This is a genomic window from Microlunatus ginsengisoli, from assembly GCF_039537205.1.
GTDB classification, from domain to species: Bacteria; Actinomycetota; Actinomycetes; order Propionibacteriales; family Propionibacteriaceae; genus Microlunatus; species Microlunatus ginsengisoli.
In genome coordinates this window covers 21,983-41,689 of the sequence record NZ_BAABAB010000003.1, presented here as the reverse complement: position 1 = coordinate 41,689, position 19,707 = coordinate 21,983, and the positions used below count along the sequence as shown (strand labels likewise).

The 19,707-nt window shown below is 69.3% G+C and carries 17 protein-coding genes and 1 pseudogene; 12 read left to right on the top strand and 6 right to left on the bottom strand.

Annotation, left to right across the window (positions count from 1 at the left end):
- Positions 1-124: 124 nt before the first annotated feature.
- On the bottom strand, positions 125-1,600 hold the full coding sequence (locus ABD747_RS01460; RefSeq protein WP_344801292.1) for an aldehyde dehydrogenase: 1,476 nt from the start codon (positions 1,598-1,600) through the stop codon (positions 125-127).
- 165 nt (positions 1,601-1,765) lie between these two features.
- Between ABD747_RS01460 and ABD747_RS01455 the strand changes: the two genes are divergently transcribed.
- Positions 1,766-2,521: a gamma-glutamyl-gamma-aminobutyrate hydrolase family protein gene (locus ABD747_RS01455; RefSeq protein WP_344801291.1), complete on the top strand. Its 756-nt coding sequence runs from the start codon at positions 1,766-1,768 to the stop codon at positions 2,519-2,521.
- A gap of 15 nt (positions 2,522-2,536) precedes the next feature.
- On the opposite strand, the gene ABD747_RS01450 is transcribed toward ABD747_RS01455, so the two are convergent.
- The 3 genes from ABD747_RS01450 to ABD747_RS01440 form a co-directional block, all read right to left on the bottom strand.
- Positions 2,537-2,923 carry a carboxymuconolactone decarboxylase family protein gene (locus ABD747_RS01450; RefSeq protein WP_344801290.1) on the bottom strand — a complete coding sequence of 129 codons (387 nt, stop codon included), beginning with the start codon at positions 2,921-2,923 and terminating at the stop codon, positions 2,537-2,539.
- Between the two features lie 156 nt (positions 2,924-3,079).
- On the bottom strand, positions 3,080-3,604 hold the full coding sequence (locus tag ABD747_RS01445) for a MarR family winged helix-turn-helix transcriptional regulator (RefSeq protein WP_344801289.1): 525 nt from the start codon (positions 3,602-3,604) through the stop codon (positions 3,080-3,082).
- A gap of 44 nt (positions 3,605-3,648) precedes the next feature.
- Positions 3,649-4,485, bottom strand: coding sequence for an acetoacetate decarboxylase family protein (locus ABD747_RS01440; RefSeq protein WP_344801288.1), 837 nt, complete (start codon positions 4,483-4,485; stop codon positions 3,649-3,651).
- A gap of 205 nt (positions 4,486-4,690) precedes the next feature.
- Between ABD747_RS01440 and ABD747_RS01435 the strand changes: the two genes are divergently transcribed.
- The 11 genes from ABD747_RS01435 (at position 4,691) to ABD747_RS01385 (ending at position 17,538) form a co-directional block, all read left to right on the top strand.
- Entirely contained in the window at positions 4,691-6,043 is a 1,353-nt protein-coding gene (locus ABD747_RS01435) for a glutamine synthetase family protein (protein WP_344801287.1), read from the top strand.
- A gap of 54 nt (positions 6,044-6,097) precedes the next feature.
- Positions 6,098-7,366: a cytochrome P450 gene (locus ABD747_RS01430; RefSeq protein WP_344801286.1), complete on the top strand. Its 1,269-nt coding sequence runs from the start codon at positions 6,098-6,100 to the stop codon at positions 7,364-7,366.
- Positions 7,367-7,410: 44 nt separating this feature from the next.
- On the top strand, positions 7,411-9,087 hold the full coding sequence (locus tag ABD747_RS01425) for an amidase (RefSeq protein ID WP_344801285.1): 1,677 nt from the start codon (positions 7,411-7,413) through the stop codon (positions 9,085-9,087).
- Complete coding sequence (locus tag ABD747_RS01420; RefSeq protein ID WP_344801284.1) at positions 9,084-10,472, top strand: pyridoxal phosphate-dependent decarboxylase family protein; 1,389 nt, start codon at positions 9,084-9,086, stop codon at positions 10,470-10,472. Before ABD747_RS01425 ends, ABD747_RS01420 begins: the two co-directional genes overlap by 4 nt.
- Positions 10,473-10,553: 81 nt before the next feature.
- A complete protein-coding gene (locus ABD747_RS01415; protein ID WP_344801283.1) occupies positions 10,554-11,447 on the top strand; it encodes a LysR family transcriptional regulator in 894 nt (297 codons plus the stop codon).
- A 148-nt stretch (positions 11,448-11,595) separates the two neighbouring features.
- Complete coding sequence (locus ABD747_RS01410; RefSeq protein WP_344801282.1) at positions 11,596-13,143, top strand: APC family permease; 1,548 nt, start codon at positions 11,596-11,598, stop codon at positions 13,141-13,143.
- A gap of 86 nt (positions 13,144-13,229) precedes the next feature.
- Complete coding sequence (locus ABD747_RS01405) at positions 13,230-13,727, top strand: YjbQ family protein (RefSeq protein ID WP_344801281.1); 498 nt, start codon at positions 13,230-13,232, stop codon at positions 13,725-13,727.
- Positions 13,728-13,729: 2 nt separating this feature from the next.
- Positions 13,730-15,193, top strand: coding sequence for an FGGY-family carbohydrate kinase (locus tag ABD747_RS01400; RefSeq protein ID WP_344801280.1), 1,464 nt, complete (start codon positions 13,730-13,732; stop codon positions 15,191-15,193).
- Between the two features lie 23 nt (positions 15,194-15,216).
- The gene (locus ABD747_RS01395; protein WP_344801279.1) at positions 15,217-16,023 is read left to right on the top strand and encodes a sugar phosphate isomerase/epimerase family protein; all 807 of its coding nucleotides are present in this window, start codon (positions 15,217-15,219) and stop codon (positions 16,021-16,023) included.
- A complete protein-coding gene (locus ABD747_RS01390; RefSeq protein ID WP_344801278.1) occupies positions 16,020-16,715 on the top strand; it encodes a triose-phosphate isomerase in 696 nt (231 codons plus the stop codon). The genes ABD747_RS01395 and ABD747_RS01390 overlap by 4 nt, the downstream gene beginning before the upstream one ends.
- A 55-nt stretch (positions 16,716-16,770) precedes the next feature.
- Positions 16,771-17,538, top strand: coding sequence for an SDR family oxidoreductase (locus tag ABD747_RS01385; protein ID WP_344801277.1), 768 nt, complete (start codon positions 16,771-16,773; stop codon positions 17,536-17,538).
- Between the two features lie 42 nt (positions 17,539-17,580).
- Here the strand turns inward: ABD747_RS01385 and ABD747_RS01380 are convergent, their stop codons facing one another.
- Positions 17,581-18,645: an aromatic ring-hydroxylating dioxygenase subunit alpha gene (locus tag ABD747_RS01380; protein ID WP_344801276.1), complete on the bottom strand. Its 1,065-nt coding sequence runs from the start codon at positions 18,643-18,645 to the stop codon at positions 17,581-17,583.
- A gap of 38 nt (positions 18,646-18,683) precedes the next feature.
- Positions 18,684-19,628 (bottom strand): annotated as a pseudogene (locus tag ABD747_RS01375) (PDR/VanB family oxidoreductase); the annotation flags it as partial.
- Positions 19,629-19,707 lie beyond the last annotated feature (79 nt).

Here is a 19,707-nt window from a genome sequence, read left to right as displayed (position 1 = left end):
TCGTTCCATTCCTTTCGTCGGGTATGCGCCCCGAGCTTGTCGAAGGGTGCTTGCGCATCTGCCCTTCGACCAGCTCAGGCGCGTGCGTGATGTGCCTTCAAATCGTCGAAGGGCGGGTGAGTCGTTATCGAGTCCAGCCGTTGGGGGCGAAGACGGTGTTCTTGACGTCGGTATAGAAGTCGAAAGAGTAGATCCCGCCCTCTCGTCCGATGCCGGACTGGCCGTTGCCGCCGAACGGCGCGCCCAGGTCGCGGACGAAGAAGCAGTTCACCCAGACCGTGCCCGCGTTCAGCCGGGCGCTGACCCGCTCCGCGCGCTCCGGATCGCCGGTGACCAGGGTGGCCGCGAGCCCGAACCGGGTGTTGTTGGCGAGTTCGATCGCCTGCTCTTCCCCGGCGAAGGTCTGGATGGTCAGCACCGGTCCGAAGACCTCCTCGGTGAGGATCTCGCTGCCCGGCTCGGCGTCGACCAGGATCGTCGGGCGGTAGTAGAGATGCCCCAACTCGGTGTTCGGCCCACCGCCGAGGATCGGCCGGGCGCCGGCGGCGACGGCCCGTCGGACGAAGCCGTCGACCTTTTCGAAGTGCGCCCGGCTGATCAGGCAGGACATGTCGGTGGCCTCGTCGCGGGGATCGCCCTGGACCACGGCCCGGGCGCGCTCGAGCACGGCCTCGGTGAAGCGCTCCGCGATCGAGTCCTCGACCAGGATCCGGAACGCGCCCAGGCAGACCTGGCCGGAGTTGTCGAACTGCTCGACCGCCAGACTGACGGCCAGCTCGAAGTCGGAGTCGGCGAAGACCACCAGCGGCGACTTGCCGCCGAGCTCGAACGACAGCGGCACGATGTTAGGGGCGGCCGCCTTGGCGATCACGCCGGCGGTCGGGACCGAACCGGTGAAGGACAGCCGGCGGATTCCCGGGTGCGCGGTGAGCGGCGCGCCGGCCTCCGCGCCGGTGCCCTGGACGACGTTGAACACCCCGTCCGGCAGGCCCGCCTTCTTGGTGATGTCGGCCAGCAGCGAGGCGGTCAGCGGCGCCCACTCCGGCGGCTTGGCCACCACCGTGTTGCCGGCGGCCAGGGCCGGCCCGATCCGCCAGGTCGCCAGCATCAGCGGGGCGTTCCACGGGGTGATGATCGCGGCGACCCCGGCCGGGTCGTAGCTCACCCGCTCGCGGTGACCGCGGATGTCGCCGTCGGGATGATCGAGGGAGTCCAGGTAGTCGGCGAAGAACCGGAAGTTGTTCCCGACTCGCGGCATCACGCCGCGCCGGTGGGAGCGCAGCAGCGATCCGTTGTCGCGGGTCTCCACCCGGGCGAGGTCCTCGGCGCGCTCGTCGATGCCGGCGGCCACAGCCCGCAGGATCTCGGCCCGCTCGGCGCGCGGCAGCCCGGCCCAGGCGGGGAAGGCGGCTTGCGCGGCGGCGACCGCGGCGTCGACCTCCTTCGCCCCGCCCGCATGGATCGTGGCGATCACGGTTTCGTCGATCGGGGAGATGTCGTCGAACGTGGACTCCGAGGCGACCCGCTGCCCGTCGATCCAGTGCCGGGTGTCGACCTCGACGCCCTCGACCGTGACGCACTCGATGGGGGCTGTCGTCATCCGTATCCGCCTCTCTGCAGACCGTGGCTCGCTGGGTTCGTCGGGCCGGGGAATCGCCACCCAGGTTGACGTCCGACCGGTCGGAACCGGTATCGTTAGGACCCAAACGTATTTGGATTCGGGCGATTGGTCAAGCCCGCCGACAAGCTCGAGGAGACCGTGTCGATGACTGCCCGCCGCCCTCTGATCGTCATTCCCGCGCGGTTCTCCGAGCACGCCACGGCGCTGCGTTACGAGGCCGAGGTGACCGCGCGCGCCCTCGTCCGGGCGGTCTACGCGGCCGGCGGTGAGCCGGTGGTGATCCATCCGTCCGCGCCGGGCGCGGAGGTGGACATCGACGCGGTCCGCGAGCGGTTGTGGTTCGCCGACGGCGTGCTGCTCCCGGGTGGGGGTGACGTGGCCGCGCGATGGTCCGGCCAGCAACCGCACCCGAGCCAGTACGGCGTGGACGAGGAGCAGGACGCGTTCGACCTGGCAGTCGCTCGGGTCGCGCTGGCCGACCGGATACCGCTGCTGGCGATCTGCCGCGGCAACCAGATCGTCAACGTCGCGCTCGGCGGCGATCTGATCCAGGACATGGCCGACACCACCGGCACGCACTTCAACCGAGTGCACGAGTTGCGGGTGGCCGAGGACTCACCGCTGGGGGAGATCGTCGGGTCGGCGACGACGATCTCGTGCTACCACCACCAGTGCATCGCCACGCTGGGCAGCGGACTGATGCCGGCGGCGTACTCCGCCGACGGCGTGATCGAGGCCGTCACCCTGCGCGATCACGACGGCTGGTATCTCGGCATCCAGTGGCACCCGGAGGACTCCGCCGCGACCGACCCGGTGCAGGCGGCGCTGTTCGCGCGCTTCGTCGGCGCGGCGGCGACCCGCGTGAGATCAGGGGTTGACGAGGTTCGTTTGGCCCCGTAGGACTGCCGGGCGCGCTCAGTCGGTCTGCTCCGCCTCGCCGGCCAGATCGTCGACCGAGATGCCGGCCTCGGCCAGCTCGGCCGCCAGCTCGGCCTCGAACTCGGCGACGGCGAGCTCGATCACGAAGCCGAGGGCTTCGGTGATCTTCGCCGAGGCCGAGACCACCTTGGCCGTGCCGACGATCGGAGCGACGGCGACCAGCAGACCCTGGACATCCTCGATCGTCACCCCGGTCGCGGTCGCGGAGTCCACGTTCATCACGTACGACGCGGTCGGAGCGTCCACCGCGACCAGCGCGGCGAGCCGGGCCAGGACGTGCTCACGGGCCGGCAGCGTGCCCCGGACGAGCGACACCGCGGTGATCTCGGCAAGGGCGTTCAGGACGGGCTGGTCTTCGGGCATCGGTGCGACCTCCGGCTGGATCGAGTTCTGCGGCCGGGCGTTTTCCCGGCCGTCGAGAGATCTTGCCAGGCCGATCGGGGAGCGTCCACGGCCGGTTCCGGCGGCGCGGCTCATTCACCCGGGCGGGGTGAGGGGCCCGACGCCGGAACGGCTCGTTCAGTCCTCGGCGGCGTCGGTGCCGGAGTCCAGCGCCTCCAGCTCGGTGACGATCGAGCGCAGGCTTCGGGTCAGGTCCTTCAGACTCCGCTCGGACAGACCGGCCACCACCTCGGACTCGGCGGCGTTGAAGAGCGGGTAGAGCTCCCGCATCAAGGCGTCGCCCTCGGCGGTCAGGTCCAGGTTCACCAGCCGCCGGTCGGTCTCGCTCACCCGCCGGCTGATCAGCCCACGGGCCTCCAGGGTCTTCACCACCCCGGTCAGGGTGGCCTTGGAGATGGCCGCGCTCTCCGCCGCGTGCCGGGTCTCCACGCCGTCCCAGATCCACACGACCCAGAGCACGACGAAACCGGTCCAGGTGAGTCCACGCTCGCGCAGAACCGTGTTCGTCAGGTGCAGCCGGACCGCGTTCGCGGCCCGGTACAGGCTGGAGACGGCTGCGGCTGCGGGAAAGTTCAGCGCGAGTCCGCCGACGTGTGCGTTCATCGCCTTCTCGGTCTCGGCGAGGGTGTGTCGGTCGGGCATGACGGTCATCGTAGGCTCGCCTCACCCTCGCGCACGGTGCCGACTCACCCCCGTTCGGAAACTGTTGCGCCGGAGCGGGTGTCCCCGGACAGCGTTGCCAGTGAGCGACCGCCGTTCCACACCACGCCCACCTGCCGGTAGTACCCACCGATGATCTCGTCGACGCGCAGGCGGTCGAGCTCTTCGGTGGGTGACTCGAAGAGCCGCAGGTCGGCGTCGCCGGACCACGCCGGACCCGCCTCGAACTCGCTCGAGCCCGACTCGATCAGCTCCGCGTACGCGTCGGGGGCGCCGGCCGCGATCCCGGGGAACACCCGGTGGTGCGCCATCTTGTGGGAGTTCACGAAGCCGTTGGTCTCCGACTCCTCGCGCAGCGTCAGCACCGCCTCGGCCAGCCGACGGTCGCCGGCCGCCAAGGTGGCACCGAAGGTGCCGCCGGCGGCGATCTGCGGCGCACCCTGGGCGAAGGGGTGGGGTCGGGTCTGCCACATCGAGCCCAGCTTCTTGGGGTAGCCCTGGTGCATCCCGCGGCCGATGGCGAAGTCCTTGTCGACCCAGATGAAGACGCAGCGAGAGTAGGTCTGACCGCCGAAGCTGCAGCGGACGACGACGAACGCCTCCTTGTATTGCGAGCGGACCGGGTCCAGCAGCTCCTCGCGCGAGGAGGAGCAGGATTGCCAGTCAGCCCAGATGAACGCGACGGCGCCGGGGTCCTCCGGAGCCAGCTCCAGCGGCGCCGGCAACAGCTCGGCCACCCGAGCCGGATCGGTCCGGTACTCGACGGTGAGCAGGTCGCCGGAGTAGTACCACGGCGGCGACGGGATCAGCGACGACCTGCCGCTGGCGGTCCTGGGGTAGAAGAAACCCTTGACGTCGGTCATGCAGCAACTCCCTTGTCGTGATGGGTGGCCTTGCCCTGCTGGCGCGTCGTCGGCCAGGTCGTTCGGATCCGTACGATACCCACGCACCGGGACGGATCGCAACAGGTCCGGCGCTTGCCATGTGATCCACGCCTCGGTATTGTTCGGGGCCGAACGACTCGCTTGCTCGACTGCCGACCCCAACAGCAAAGGTGCGTGGATTCGCGTGGTTCATTTCGATACGAGCGGTCTGGAGGACGCCGCCGCCGAACTGGTGACGAAGGACATCGACGTTCTCCGGGTCGGCTATGCCGACCTGATCGGCAGCGAACGAGGTCGCGATGTGCTCGTCAACCGCTTCGCTCGCACCGTCAGCAGCGGAGTCGCCTTCTGCCGCTCGGTCTACGGCACCACGCCGATGGGCGACGTGGTGGAGATCGAGGGCGGGATCGAGGCGGGCCTGCCGGACGTGCTCGCGTTCCCGGACATCTCGACGGTGCAACGGGTGCCGTGGGAACCGGGCGTCGCGCACGTCATCGCGGACATGTTCAACGCCGACGGAACCCCCTCGGAGGAGTCTCCGCGCGCGGTGCTCAAACGGGTGATCGAGCGGTTCGCCGAGCTCGGCATGCGGCCGATCGTCGGCCCTGAGCTCGAGTTCTACGTCATGCAACGGACCACGGCGAACCCGACCGGCTGGGAGCGCTACGGCGAGGCCACCGGCAACGTGTACGTCGCCGGCCTGAAGGGCGACCCGGAGAACGTCCTGATCCGCACCCTGCGGCACCTGTCCGCGTACGGCCTCGAGGTGGTCGCGGCCAATCACGAGTTCTCCAGCGGCCAGTTCGAGATCAATTTGTGGCACTCCGAGGCGCTGGACGCGGCCGATCGCGCCTTTAGGTTCAAGACCGCGATCCAGGAGCTCGCCCGCGCCGAGGACAAGCTGGCCACCTTCATGGCGAAGCCGTTCAACGACGAGGGCGGCTCGGGCTTCCACATCCACTTCTCCACCGCCGACGACGCCGGGGACCCGCTGTTCGACGACCCGTCCGGACCCGACGGGCTGTCGAAGGTCGCGCGGCACGCGATCGCCGGCATCCTCGCGCACGCCCCGGCGTTGGCCGCCGTCTGCAACCCGACCATCAACTCCTACAAGCGGTTCGGTCCGAACACCCTCGCGCCCTGGCTGATCGACTGGGGCCTGGACAATCGGAGCGCCATGGTGCGGGTGCCGCCGGAGCGTGGCAAGGCCTCCCGGCTGGAGCTCCGGCTCGGGGACGCGAGCGCCAACCCGTATCTGGCGATCGCCGGCCTGCTGGCCGCCGCCTATCTCGGCATCCGCGACGAGCTCGAGCCGCCGGCCGCGCTGGAGGGCTACGGCTACGACCCGAGCAAGGCCGAGATGCTGCCCGGTGACCTGGCCACCGCGCTCGCGGCGTTCGAGGCCGACGACGCCTTCGGCGAGATCCTCGGGCCGCAGTTCGGCCGGACGTTCCTCACCTACAAGCGCAACGAGCTCGAGCGCTTCAACCACTGGGTCACCGATTGGGAGTTCCGCGAGTACGCCTATCACCTCTGAGCCCGGCCAGCCCCGACTCTCGAAACCACCGTCGACCACAACGAAGGAGACATCGTGTCACTGCCCACCCCCGAGATCCCGCTCGCCGAGGTCGACCTGACCGATCTCGATGCCTTCGCGCGCAACGAGGGCTGGTCGATGTTCGACACGCTCCGCCGCGAGGACTCGGTGCACTGGACCGAGGAGGACGCGCCGAACCACGGCTTCTGGGCGGTCACCAAGCACGCCGACATCTGCGCGGTCGACAAGGATCCCGAGACCTTCACCTCGGAGAAGTACGTCAATCTCGAAGAGGTCGACGACGACCTGATGGACCTGCGCCGCTCCATCTTGGAGACCGATGGCGTGCGGCACCGGGCGCTGCGCAAGCTGATCCAGCGCGAGTTCTCGCAGGGTCCACTGACCCGCAAGTACGAGGACTTCCTCCGCGGGCTGACCAAGGAGACCGTCGACAACGCGTTGCAGAACAACGAGTTCGACTTCGTCGAGAAGGTCAGCGCCGACTTCCCGATCCAGGTCCTGGTCCGGCTGCTCGATGTCCCGGTCTCCGACACCGGGATGCTGATCGACTGGGGCAACCAGATGATCGGCAACACCGATCCCGACTACACCGACCACCTGATCACCGACCCGGACAGCGACCAGTACAAGCACCTGCCGTTCCGGTCCCCGGCCGCCCTGGAGGTGTTCGAGTACGGCCGCAAGCTCGCCGCCGAACGCAAGGGCGGCGACGGCACGGACCTGATCAGCATGCTGGTGAACCGGACCCCCGAAGACGGCGAGCCGGTCAGTGCGACCGACTTCGACAACTACTTCCTGCTGCTGGTGATCGCCGGCAACGAGACCACCCGGCACACGATCAGCCAGGCCATGCTCGCCCTGGTTCAGCACCAGGACCAGCTGAAGATCCTGCAGGAGCGGCCCGAGCTGATCCCGAGCGCGGTCGAGGAGTTCCTCCGCTGGGCCTCGCCGGTCTATCACTTCCGGCGCACCGCGACCCGCGAGGTCGAGCTGGGCGGAAAGCAGATCTCCGCCGGCGACAAGGTCGTGATGTGGTTCGCCTCGGGCAACCGGGACGAGGACATGTTCGAGAACCCGTACTCCTTCGACGTGACCCGGACCAACATCGACCACGTCACGTTCGGCAAGGGCAGCCCGCACCTGTGCCTGGGCAACGCACTGGCCCGGATGGAGATCCGGCTGATGTTCACCGAGCTGATCCCGCGGCTCGGCTCGATCGAGCTGAACGGCGAGGTCACCCGGGTCCGCAGCAACTTCGTCAACGGCATCAAGAAGTTCCCGGTCGCGGTCACCCCCCGCTGACCCACCCCGTTTCCGAGAGTTCCCCCCGAAAGGACCGTTCGACGATGAACGATGTTCCGCGCCCTGACGATGCACGCCCTGAACGGGGCCAGCTGAGCCGGCGTGGCCTGCTCGGCGGTGCCGCCGCCGGAGTGGTCGCGGCGAGCCTGCTCGGGGGCACCGGCGTCGCGGCTGCCACGCCCGCGGCCGGCGGCGGTCACTCCGGCGGCATCGACTGGCCGTCGGTGAAGCGGCCCCGCGATCTCGCCCGGATCGTCGACTGGAGCGCGGCCGAGCTCTCGGTCGCGATCCGCCGGCGGGTAGTCAGTTGCGTCGAGGTGATGACGGCGTATCTCGATCACATCGCGGTGATCAACCCCAAGGTGAACGCGATCGTGAACCTGCGACCGCGGGCCGACCTGCTCGCGGAGGCCGCGCAGAAGGACGCCGCGCTGAGGTCGGGTGACTACCAGGGCTGGATGCACGGCTTTCCGCACGCGGTCAAGGACCTGGCGAACGTCAAGGGGATCAAGACCACCTCCGGGTTCTTCCGGCCACCGTTCGACGTCGCACCGGCGACTGCGGACTCGCTGAACGTCGAACGGATCCGGGCGGCCGGGGCGATCTTCATCGGCAAGACGAACACACCCGAGTTCGGATTGGGCTCGCAGACGTACAACAGCGTCTTCGGCACCACCACGAACGCGTACGACCAGAGCAAGGCCGCCGGTGGCAGCAGCGGGGGAGCTGCGGTCGCCGTCGCGCTGCGCATGCTGCCCGTCGCCGACGGCAGTGACTTCTTCGGCTCGCTGCGCAACCCGCCGGGCTGGAACAACGTGTTCGGGCTGCGCCCGTCGTTCGGTCGGGTGCCCGGCAACAACGCCGAGGCGTTCGTCCAGCAGGGCGGCGTCGAGGGACCGATCGCCAGAACGGCCCTGGACCTGGCGCTGCTGCTGCGGACCATGTCGGGCTACGACCCACGCGCGCCGCTGTCGATCACCGAGGACCCGGCGCCGCTCACCGACCTGCACGGCAAGTTCCGCGGCAAGAAAGTGGCCTGGCTCGGTGACCTCGGCGGCTACCTGCCGATGGAGCCCGAGGTGCTCTCGGTGACCACCAAGGCACTGAAGAGCTTCGAGTCGCTCGGCATGTCGGTCACCAGGCTGGACGCGCTGCCGAGCTTCGGCAGCTTCGCCGGCAACGCCGATCTGTGGCCGACCTGGCTGATCTTCCGGCACTGGCTGATCGGCGGCATCCTCAAGCCGCTGTACGACAACCCGACGTTCCGGGCGGCGATGAAGCCCGAGGCGATCTATGAGATCGACGGTCTGCTCAGCGGGGCCGACGGCAACCCCGCGATCAGCGGGCTGGACGCCTACAACGGCTCGGTCAAGCGGACCGGGCTCTACCAGGGGTTCCGGACGCTGTTCGAAACCTACGACTACGCGGTGCTGCCGACCGCGCAGGTCTTCCCGTTCGACGCCACCATCCACTGGCCCCAGCACATCAACGGGGTGGCGATGTCGTCCTACCATCGATGGATGGAGGTCACCGCCATCGGCACGCTGTTGAACGCGCCGACGCTTGCCGTGCCGGCCGGGTTCAGCGCCGGCGGGCTGCCGATCGGGTTGCAGGTGATCGGTCGCAACCACGACGACTTCTCCCTGATGGACCTGGCCGCGGCGTGGGAGCGGACGACCCGGTGGGTGCAGCGGGTGCCGCCGCCGCTGCTGAAGCGATGACGGCTTCGGAGGAGATCACCCCGTCTCGCGCGGTCCCCGAGGTCTGGGGCGACGAGACCGAGATCGCGTGGGCCGCCGTGCACGCGGCGGCCCGTCGGATCACCCGCCCGGCCGACCCGAAGACCACCGCCAGGCCGGCGTCCGAGCTCGCCGCCGAGGTGGGTGCGACGATCACCGCCGGCGGGCTCGGCGCGACCGAGACGCTGCGGATCTTCGAGGACGTGCTGGCTCCGGCGACCCGGGCGCAGGATGATCCGCTGAACCTCGCCTACGTGCCCGCGGCGCCGACCATCGCGTCCCGGGCCTTCGACGCGACCGTGAGCAGCTTCAACATCTTCGCCGGCACCTGGGAGGCAGGGGCCGGCGCGATCTTCGCCGAGAACGAGGCGATCGGCTGGCTGATCGAGCTGCTCGGCTGGCCCGACACCGCCGGCGGCTGCTTCATGTCCGGCGGCACGATCGGCAACTTGTCCGCGCTGGTGGCGGCCCGGGCGTACGTCCGCAACAAACGGGGCCGGGACGCCGCCCGCGCGATCGTCTGCACCCACGACGCGCACTCCTCGATCGTCGCCGCCGCGCGGGTGATGGATGCCGACGTGATCCTGGTCGAGGAGGACGCCCGCGGCCACCTCACCGGTCCGGCCGCCCGGGCGGCCATCGCCGAGCACGAGGGCGTGTTCGCGGTCGTGGCCTCGGCCGGCACCACCAACGGCGGCATCGTGGACGACATCGGCGATCTGGCCGACGTCTGCGAGGAGTCGGACGTCTGGCTGCACATCGACGGCGCCTACGGCGGCGCCGGCCTGGCGGCGCCGTCGGTGCGCTCGCGCTACGACGGCGTCGAGCGCGCGCACAGCTTCATCGTCGATCCGCACAAGTGGCTGTTCGCGCCGTACGACTGCTGTGCGCTGGTCTATCGCGACGTCACGCTGGCGCGGGCTGCGCACGCCCAGCACGCCGGCTACCTGGACGCGATCGACCGGGAGGCCTGGAACCCGACCGACCTGGCCGTCCACCTGTCCCGCCGGGCCCGCGGCCTGCCGTTCTGGTTCAGTCTCGCCGTGCACGGCACCGACCGGTACGTCCGCGCGATCGAGCAGACCATCGCCACCGCCCGCGAGGTGGCGGCCGGCATCGCCGCGATGGACACCCTCGAGGTGCTGCTCGAGCCCGAACTGTCGGTGATCATCTTCGAGCGGCCCGGCTGGGCCGCGGAGGACTATCAGCGCTGGTCGAAGCGGCTGGCCGTCGAGGGCCGGATCCTCTGCGTACCGACGGTGTGGCAGGGCCGGACGACCCTGCGGCTGGTCTTCGTCAATCCCGCGACCCGGGCGGAGCAGGTGCTCGACATCCTGCGCGAGACCACCGCACCCGATCACCCCTGAGCCGCAGGCATCGGCCGACGGCTTGGATTGTGCGAGCCTGATCTCCATCGGCGTGCACAACATCGGCAGGCGGGGGTCGACGTGAACCAGAACATCACACTCCGGCTACTGCGGTACTTCGAGGTTCTCGGCAGCGAGCTGAACTTCCGTCGTGCCGCCGAACGGCTGTTCATCTCCCAGCCCGCACTGTCCGCGGCGATCCGGCAGCTCGAGCAGCACGTCGGTGATCGGCTGTTCGTCCGCGACACCCACTCGGTGGCTCTGACCGAGGTCGGGCGGCAGTGGCTGCCGCACGTCAGAGCGGCTCTGCGTGAGGTCGACGCCGCGCTCGAGGTGGCGGCGTCGCTGGTCAACCGCGGACACGTCCGGGTCGGATACCTGATCGGCACTGGCGCCGACCTGTTGTTCGAGTTGCTCGACGGGGTCGATCAGCAGCTCCCGAACATCACCGCGGAGTCGGTGGAGTACAACTTCGACGACCCGACCGCCGGGCTCGGCAGCGGAGCCGTCGACATCGCGCTGCTCCGGCCACCGGTCGAGGTTCCCGACGCCGAGATGGCCGTGGTGTCGGAGGAGCGCTGGATGGCGTGCCTGCCCCGCGCGCACCGTTTCGCGGGCCGGGAGTCGATCGCGATCGAGGAACTGCTGGACGAGCCGATCGTGGCCGCGCCGGAATCGGCCGGCATCTGGCGTGACTACTGGCTGGCCGCAGACCTGCGGGACGGGAAGCCGGCCGACGTTGCGGCCGAGGCGGCGACGTACGAGTCCGAGGTGACTCTGGTGGCACGCGGCGTCGGCCTGAGTTTCACCGTGTCGTCGATGGTCCGCCTGTACAGCCGCCCGGGCGTGCAGTTCGTGCCGATCACCGGCCGACCGGTCACCTACACGGCCCTGGCCTGGCGGCCGAGCCGGCTGTCCGGCGCGGGCAGGCAGCTTCTGGAGCACATGCTGATGGGCATCGATCGACGACAGTGAGCTCCCGCCGACGCCGACTGGTGATCAGCGTGGGTTATCAGCAGATCGGGTATCAGACTTTCCGTTCAGTACCGGCTCCTCGATCTACTGGGTCAAGCGACGGGGCCGAAATCATCGCCTCGCCCCAGGACCGAACGAGGAGTGAGTGATGGTTGATCGGACCACAGCAGACCGGGAAGTGAGCACGTCCCTGGCCCCGCCGCCGAGAGTCGTCGGTGAGGACGAGGACGCGCGGCTGGCAGAGTTCGGCTACAAGCAGCGCCTGGACCGCTCGGTCGGCCGGCTCGCGTCGTTCTGCATCGGCTTCTCCACCATCAGCGCGACGACCGCGGTCTTCAGCGGCTTCGGCGCCGGCTACCTCAACGCGGGGGCGCCGTTCATCTGGACGCTGTTCCTCGCCATTCCGGTGTTCCTGCTGTGGACCCTCATCGCCGCCGACATCGCGGCGAAGATCCCGCTCGCGGGCTACGCCTATCAGTGGACCAGCCGGCTGAACAACTCCAGCTACGGCTGGTTCACCGGCTTCGCCGCACTGATCGGGTGGGTCAGCGGGATGACCAGCCTCGGTTATGTCTTCGCCGGTTATCTCGGCAGCGTGTTCGGCTGGGAGATGACGCACTCGCTCCAGATCATGCTCGCGATCGCCACCGTGATCGTCTGCGTGCTCATCAACGCCTACAGCGTGCGGCTGGCGACGTTCATCAACAACATCGGCGTCAGCCTGGAGATCCTGGTGACGGTCGGCGTCACCCTCGTCGTGGCATTCATCGCCTTCGTCCTCCCGGGCAACGTCCACCAGCCGTTCTCGTCGCTCTTCGTCCCCGGCAGCACCGACGGCGCCACTCCCTACATCCTGGCCTGGCTCGCCGCGTCCCTCGGCCCGTTCTTCGGTCTGGTCGGCGTCGAGGCCGTCGCCGACGTCGCGGAGGAGACCAAGCGCGCTCGCCACGTCATCCCGCGCACCATGTTCTATGCGTTCGCCGTGTCATGCGTGATCGAGTTCTTGATGTACCTGGTCTACGTGCTCGCCATCAAGAACCCGGCGGCGCTCGCCGGCTCACCGGCGCCGATCGAGGAGATCATCACCCAGCAGGCCGGCCCGGTCTTCGCTCGGATCGTGATCGCGGTCGCGCTCACCAACATCCTCGTCTGCTTGCTGGCCAATGTGCTCGTCGGAACCCGCCTGTTGTACTCGCTGTCACGCGACAACATGATGCCGTTCTCCCGGGCCCTCCGGCACGTGTCGACCGAGCGCAAGACGCCCTCGACCGCCATCGTCAGCCTCGGTGTGGCGTCGGTGCTGATGCTGCTCTCCGGGCTGGTCAGCCAGCGGGCGTTCAACTACTTCCTGGGCATCGCCACCCTGGCGTTCTTCACCACCTACATCCTGCAGACGATCGGACTCCTGGTGGCGACGCGCCGCGGCCGCATCCCCGCCGCCGAGCCCGGCACGTTCGATCTCGGCCGCGCCCGGACTCCGCTGCTGGTAGTGAGCCTGATCGTGTTCCTCGCCGTCGGAGCAGCCCTGGTCGTGCTGCCCGCCTTCGCCGGCAACGCGTACGTCTTCGCCGGAGTGATCGGACTCGCCGCGGTCTGGTGGCTGCTGGTGCTGCGCCGGCGGCTCCGGACCGGCGAGGCCGGGCCGCGCTATGCCCAGGACCATCCCGAGGCTTTCGAGGCCGTCCCGGCCGGCTGACCACCTGCATCCCGCAGGCCCAGCCCGACGCATCGCCGTTCGCCGCCCGAGCGGCGACGCGGCACCGACCCCAGAAAGAAGTGGACATGATCACCACATCGTCGTCAGTGACGATCGAGACGCCGGCCCGGCAGGAGTTCTTCGACCTGACCGAGCAGCTGAGCGAGTTCGTCCGCGGCAGCGGCATCGTGGACGGCATCGCCATCGCCTACACCGCGCACACGAGCTGCTGCGTGATCTTGCAGGAGGAGTCGGAGGACACCACCTACTACGGGACCCAACTGTTGCTGCAGGACACCCTGAACGTGTTCGCCAAGATCGCACCGCCGACCCGGCACGAGAACCAGTACCTGCACCCGGGGCCGATCCACATCCGCAACGCCGCCGAGCTCCGGGACGAACACCCCTCGTGGGGTCTTAACACCGATGGGCACATCATCTCCTCGGTCCTCGGTCGCTCCGAGACGATCCCGGTGCACGGCGGCGCTCCTGTGCTGGGCGAGTTCGGGCGGGTCTACTTCGGCGACCTGGACTCCGTCCGCGCTCGTGTCCGCACCGTCTGGTTCCAGGTCATCGGCGGCTGACGATGCTGGTCTATGCGGTCGACCTGGGGACCACCAACGTGAAGGTCGTGCTCTTCGACGAGATGCTGAGGCGGCGTGCCGTTGCCCAGGCGCCCGCCGAGTACGACCGGGCGGGTACGCGGGTCGAATTCGATCCGGTTCGCCTGTTCGAGATCGTCATCGACCTGATCTGGCAGTGCGCCAGGAGCTTCGGCGACACCTCGGCACATCGAGCCGTCATCGCGATCACCGGGCAGGCGGAGTCATTCGTGCTCGTGGACGAGTCGGGGCAGCCGGTTCGCCCCGGCATCTCGTGGCTGGACGATCGGGCCGGGCGGCAGGCGGCCGAGATGGCCGAACGGTTCGATCCCGGCATGGCGTTCCGAGTGACCGGTCAGCCCGAACCTTCCGCCACCTGGCCGGCAGTCAAGCTCCGTTGGCTGGCCGAGCACGAGCCGGCGTCGTTGTCGTCGGCGCACGCAGTGCTGATGATCAAGGACGACCTCATCCGGCGGCTCACCGGCGTGATGGTCGGCGAGCTGACGACCCGGGGGTTCAGCTACTTCTACGACGTCGGCGCCGGTTCCTACTGGGAGGAGATGCTCGACTTCTGCTCGATCGACCCGGGGCAGCTTCCCGGGCTCGTCCGGGCCGGGCTCGAGGTGGGATCGGTGCGCCCGGCGGTGCGCGATCGACTGCCACCAGCGGTGGACGGCTACCGGGTCAACGCCGGCGCTCTCGATCATTTCTGCGCCATGGTGGGCACCGGGTCCTACCTCGACGGATCCGTCAGCGAGTCGGCGGGAACCGTCTTGTCGCTGTCGATGCTGGCGCCCCACTTCTCGTTCGACCCCGCCAGCCGGATCTCCTTCCACGCCGGCCTCCGGCCGGCCGAGACGCTGCTGTTCACCGGGGTCGACTGCGGCGGCGCCGCCCTGGACTGGTTTCGGCGTGAATGCCTCGGCGGCCTGCCGTACGACGACCTCGAGCAGGGCCTGCGCGGCCGCCGATCGGCCGAGGCTCCGTTCTTCCTGCCGTATCTGACCGGGGTGAACCCGCCCGACTTCTTCCCCGACGCCCGCGGCGCGTTCCTCGGCATCGAGCTCGGACACGACCGCTTCGACTTGGCCTACGCGGTCGAGGAGGGCGTCGCTCACCTGCTACGCCGCAACGTGGACTCGCTAGCCGCGAGCGGGGACCGGATCTGCGAGATCGTGTCCACCGGCGGCGGTGCCGCCTCCGCGTTCTGGTCCCAGCTCAAGTCCGATGTCTGCGGTGTCGACGTCCTGGTTCCCCACGAGCAGGAGGCAACCTGCCGCGGGGCCGCCGCTCTGGCACTCGTCGAGCTCGGCGTCCTGGCCGACATCACCGACGCGGACCGACTCAGCCGGCCCGACGTGGTGCGGTACCGGCCGTCAGGCGACCACCGCCACGAACGCCGCTATCGCGCCTTCGAGGACTACCTCGACCGGCTCTTCAACAACTGACCACAATCCAAGGAGAGAAGACCATGAAGCTCTGTTGCTCGTCCCCGATGGTGCCGGGATCCACGCTCACCGAGAAGGCCGAGAAGCTGCGCACCTGGGGCTACGACGGGATCGCGGTGTTCCAGCCGTACGAGGACTGGAACGACGACGTCCGCGCCGAGCTCGGGGACCTGGAGTCCCGGACGGGGGTCCGGCCGGTCGAGTTCGTCTTGATGAACGACACCTACGGCAATGCGATGTCGGGGGACCGTGAGCTCCGCGGGGAGTGCCGGGCCATGTATCGAGAGACCGCCGCCGTCTGCGCCGAGTTCGGCATGGTCACCGAAATCGAGTTCCAGTACGGACCGCAGATCCCGTTGCCACTGTTCGATCCGTTCCAGCAACTGACCGACCAGCAGGAGGCGGAGTTCCTCGAGTTCTATCGCGACGTGCTCGACATCGTCGCGGGCAGCGCCGGGAGAATCCTGTTGGAGCCGATCAACCGGTACGAGAGCCGCTACCTGAATCGGATTCTCGACAATGCACGCCTCGTCGACGCCGTGGCCCACCCGAACGCGGGACTGCTGCCCGACACGTTCCACATGTCGCTCGAGGAGTCCGACCTCGGGGCCGCGCTGCGACTCGCGGGGGACCGGATCCGGCAGGTGCACCTGGGTGACAGCAACAGGCTCCTGCCCGGTCACGGGCTGCTGGACTGGCCGGTCATCTTCGGTGCGCTGCGCGAGGTGGGCTACGAGGGCTACGTCAATCTGGAGTGCTCGACCGAAGGAGACCCGTCGCTCAGCTTGCCGGCGAGCGCGACCTTCCTCCGGGAACTGATCCAGGGATGACCGGGATCCGTGCTCCGTTCTTCGAGATCGGCCCGAAGAATCTCCTCCGGCGGGCCGACCTGGAGCAGCTCGCCCGCGTCGCGGGGCAGGCCGGCCAGGACCACGGCGTCACCGTCGTGCTGACGGTGCCGACCGCGATGATCGCCCCGATTCGCGACCTCGACACCGGCGTGCTCGTGTTCGCCCAGACCATGGATGCCGAGACGCTCGGCGCGACCCTCGGCCGGATCACGGCGGAGTCGCTGGTCGATGCCGGCGCCGCCGGCGTGATGCTCAATCACGACAGCAACCCCATGGCCGGCGACCGGCTCGCCGTCGCCATGCAGCGCGCCCGGTGCACCGGCCTGGAGACGATCGTGTGCGCGGACACGACGGCGGATGCCCTTGGTCTCGCCGAGCTCGATCCCACCGCCATCCTGCTCGAGCCGCCGGCACTGATCGGCCGGGTCGGTGGCCCGGGCGAGCGGGATTGGATCGTGCCGGCCAATCGCGCCCTGCGCGGGCGGCAGCCCCAGGTCCTCGTCATGCACGCCGGCGGTGTGTCGTCCGCGTCCGTCGCCCGATCGATCATGTCGCTCGGGGCGGACGGCACCGGTTCCACCAGTGGCGTCCTCGCCGCCGACGACCCGCACGACGCCGTCCGCACCTTCATCGCCGCGACCCGCGCGGGATGGGAGGCCGTGCCGCACTGACTAGATCCCCCACCCGCTCGATCCGATAGAACCTCAACCACCAAGGAGTAAAACCATGATCACCAATCTCACCGGCCGGACCGCGGTCATCACCGGCGGAGCACGGGGTATCGGCCTCGCCGTAGCTCGTGGCCTCGCCGCCGACGGCGCCGACATCGCGCTGTTGGACCTGCTCGACACCGTCGAGGACGTCGCCCGCGAGCTCGCCGATAGCTACCACGTGAAAGCTGTCGGTCATCGCCTCGACGTCACCGATCAGCAGGCAACTTTCGCCGCCTTCGACGAGGTCGGCGCGGCCCTGGGGGTGCCGCAGGTGCTGCTGACCGCGGCCGGCATCGAGATCAACGGCGACTCGGTCGACGTCACTGCTGACGCCTGGCGCAAGGTCATCGACGTCAATCTGACCGGGACGTTCTTCGCCGCCCAGGCCTTCGGCAAGGGCCTGCTCGACGCCGGTCGATCGGGCAGCGCGATCTTCATCGCGTCGATGTCCGGGTCGATCGTCAACGTGCCCCAGTGGGCGGCGTCGTACAACGCCTCGAAGGCCGCGGTCGCACACCTCGGCAAGTCGTTGGCCGTCGAGTGGGCGAAGGCGGGCATCCGGGTCAACTCGATCTCGCCCGGCTACGTCCTGACCGACCTCACCCAGAAGATCATCGACCAGCAGCCGAGCCTGCGGGACGACTGGGAGGCGCTGATCCCGCAGGGTCGGATGGCCTCGCCGGAGGACATCGCGGGGCTGGTCAGCTTCCTCGCCTCCGACGCCGCTGCCTACCTGACCGCCCAGGACATCATCATCGACGGTGGCTACACCGCCGTCTGACCGCCCGACGGGCTGACCCCGTTCGACCGGCGCCGGATCGACTCAGCGGTTCCGGGCGGCGGCCCTGCTCTGCCGGCGGGTCGGGATGCCCGTCTCGTCGGCGACCATGTTGCGGATGATCTTGCGCACCTGGAGTGCCGCGGCGTCGGCGCTGACGTTCACCTCGCGCCGGGGGCCGTCGCTGTCCAGCACCTGCTGCATCGTCTCCAGGATCGTCTGCACCCGCCCGTAGTAGTCGGTGAAGATCGGCAGCAGCACCTTGCTGGCCTGCTCACCCAGCGCGAAGTTGCGGCTGACCCGCCAGGTGTGCCGGGTCCGTCCTGCGGCGATCGGGGTCACCGCGTGGGTGAACCGGAAGGTGAGCGCGTGCGGTCCGGACTGGTCGGCCGGCTCCACCTCGACGTCCCAGGAGTCCACCCAGACGCCGGGTGAGACGAACGCCCCGCGCTCGCGCTGGACGTGGGAGAGCGCGGGATCGAGCCCGGCCAGCTCGGCCTGCCAGCTCGCCATCGGGGCGGCGGCGTAGGTTCGCGAAAACGCCACCGTCGTCTCGGTCACCTCCACCTCCAACGGCGGCGGCGAGCTCCGCAGCACCGGGGGTGCGATGAACGGGTCGACCACCGCGACATGGGTGATGTCGGCGAAGTTCTCGTGCAGCAGGGCGAGATCGGCCGCCGTCTCCCAGCTGTCGCCGATGGTCACCCAGCTGTCGTCGCGCAGCCACGGCAGCGCGGCGGGAGGCCGGAGCGCGGCGAGCGCCTGATCGCCGAGCCAGCCCCAGACGAACACCCCGTCGTCGTGGACCGGGAAGGACCGGACCCGGGCGCCGACCGGGATCTCGTCCTGGGTCGGCACGTGCACGCAGAAGCCGCGAGCGTCGTAGGTGAACCCGGAGTAGCCGGAGACGATGGTGTCGCCCTCGAGCCAGCCCAGGCTCAGCGGATACGGTCGGTGCACGCAGCGGTCCTCCAGTGCGACGGCCGTGCCGTCGGTGGTCCGGAACAGCACCACGCCCTGGCCGAGCACCCGTCGGCCGAGCGGAGTCCGGCCGACCTCCTCGCTCGTGGCCAGCAGATACCAGCAGTTGTGGGGATGGGTCCGTGTCATGCCGGGATACGTCCTTCCGCAGTCAGAGGGCGGGTCGGTCAGAGGTCGAGGGTGAGCCGGGCGGACTTGCAGCGGGACACGCACACCATCATGAACTCGTTGGAGGCGCGCTCCTCCTCGTTCAGCACCGAGTCCCGGTGGTCCACGTCGCCGTCGATCACCTCGGTCTCGCAGGTGCCGCAGACGCCCTCCAAGCAGGACGCGAGCACGCTCACTCCCGCCCCCCGGATCACGTCCAGCACGGACTTCTCGGGCGGCACCTCCAGGGTGAGGCCGGAGCGTTCCAGCACCAGCTCGAAGCTCGACTCGCCGCCCTCGGCCGCCTCCTGCGGCTTGGCCGAGAACCGTTCGAGGTGAAGCGCCCCGGGCGGCCAGTCCTCGCAGAGCTTCTCCACCGCACCGAGCAGGCCTTCGGGGCCGCAGCAGTAGACCAGCGTTTCGGGCTGCGGCGTGCCGAGCACGGCGGCCAGGTCCAGCATCCCGGTCTCGTTCTGCGGTGCGACAGTGACCTTGTCGCCGTAGCCGGCCAGCTCGTCGAGGAAGGCCATCGACGACCGCTCGCGGCCGCCGTACAGCAGCGACCAGTCGGCGCCGGACGCCTCGGCCTCGGCGATCATCGGCAGCATCGGGGTGATCCCGATGCCGCCGGCGATGAAGAGGTATCGGGGGCTCGCCACCAGCGGGAAGTGGTTGCGCGGTCCGCGAACGCGGACCGTGGCGCCGGCCGGCAGGGAGGTGTGTACCCGCTCCGAGCCGCCGCGGCTGTCGGGGGTGCGGAGCACGCCGACGCGCCAGCTGCCGGGCTGGCCGGGGCTGCTGCAGAGGGAGTACTGCCTGGTCAGGTCGTCGCCGAGGATCAGATCGACGTGGGCGCCGGGCGTCCACGGGGGGAGGGGCTGCCCGGACGGGTCGGCCAGGGTCAGCGCCAGCACACCGTCGGCGACGGTGTCCGCGGCCCGGACGACCAGGTCCGCCTCATGCTCCCGGACGATCGTCTTCGTGGCCACCATCGGTCACCTTCCCGTCATCATCGGCGAGTGGAGTCAGTGATTGTTCGGATCC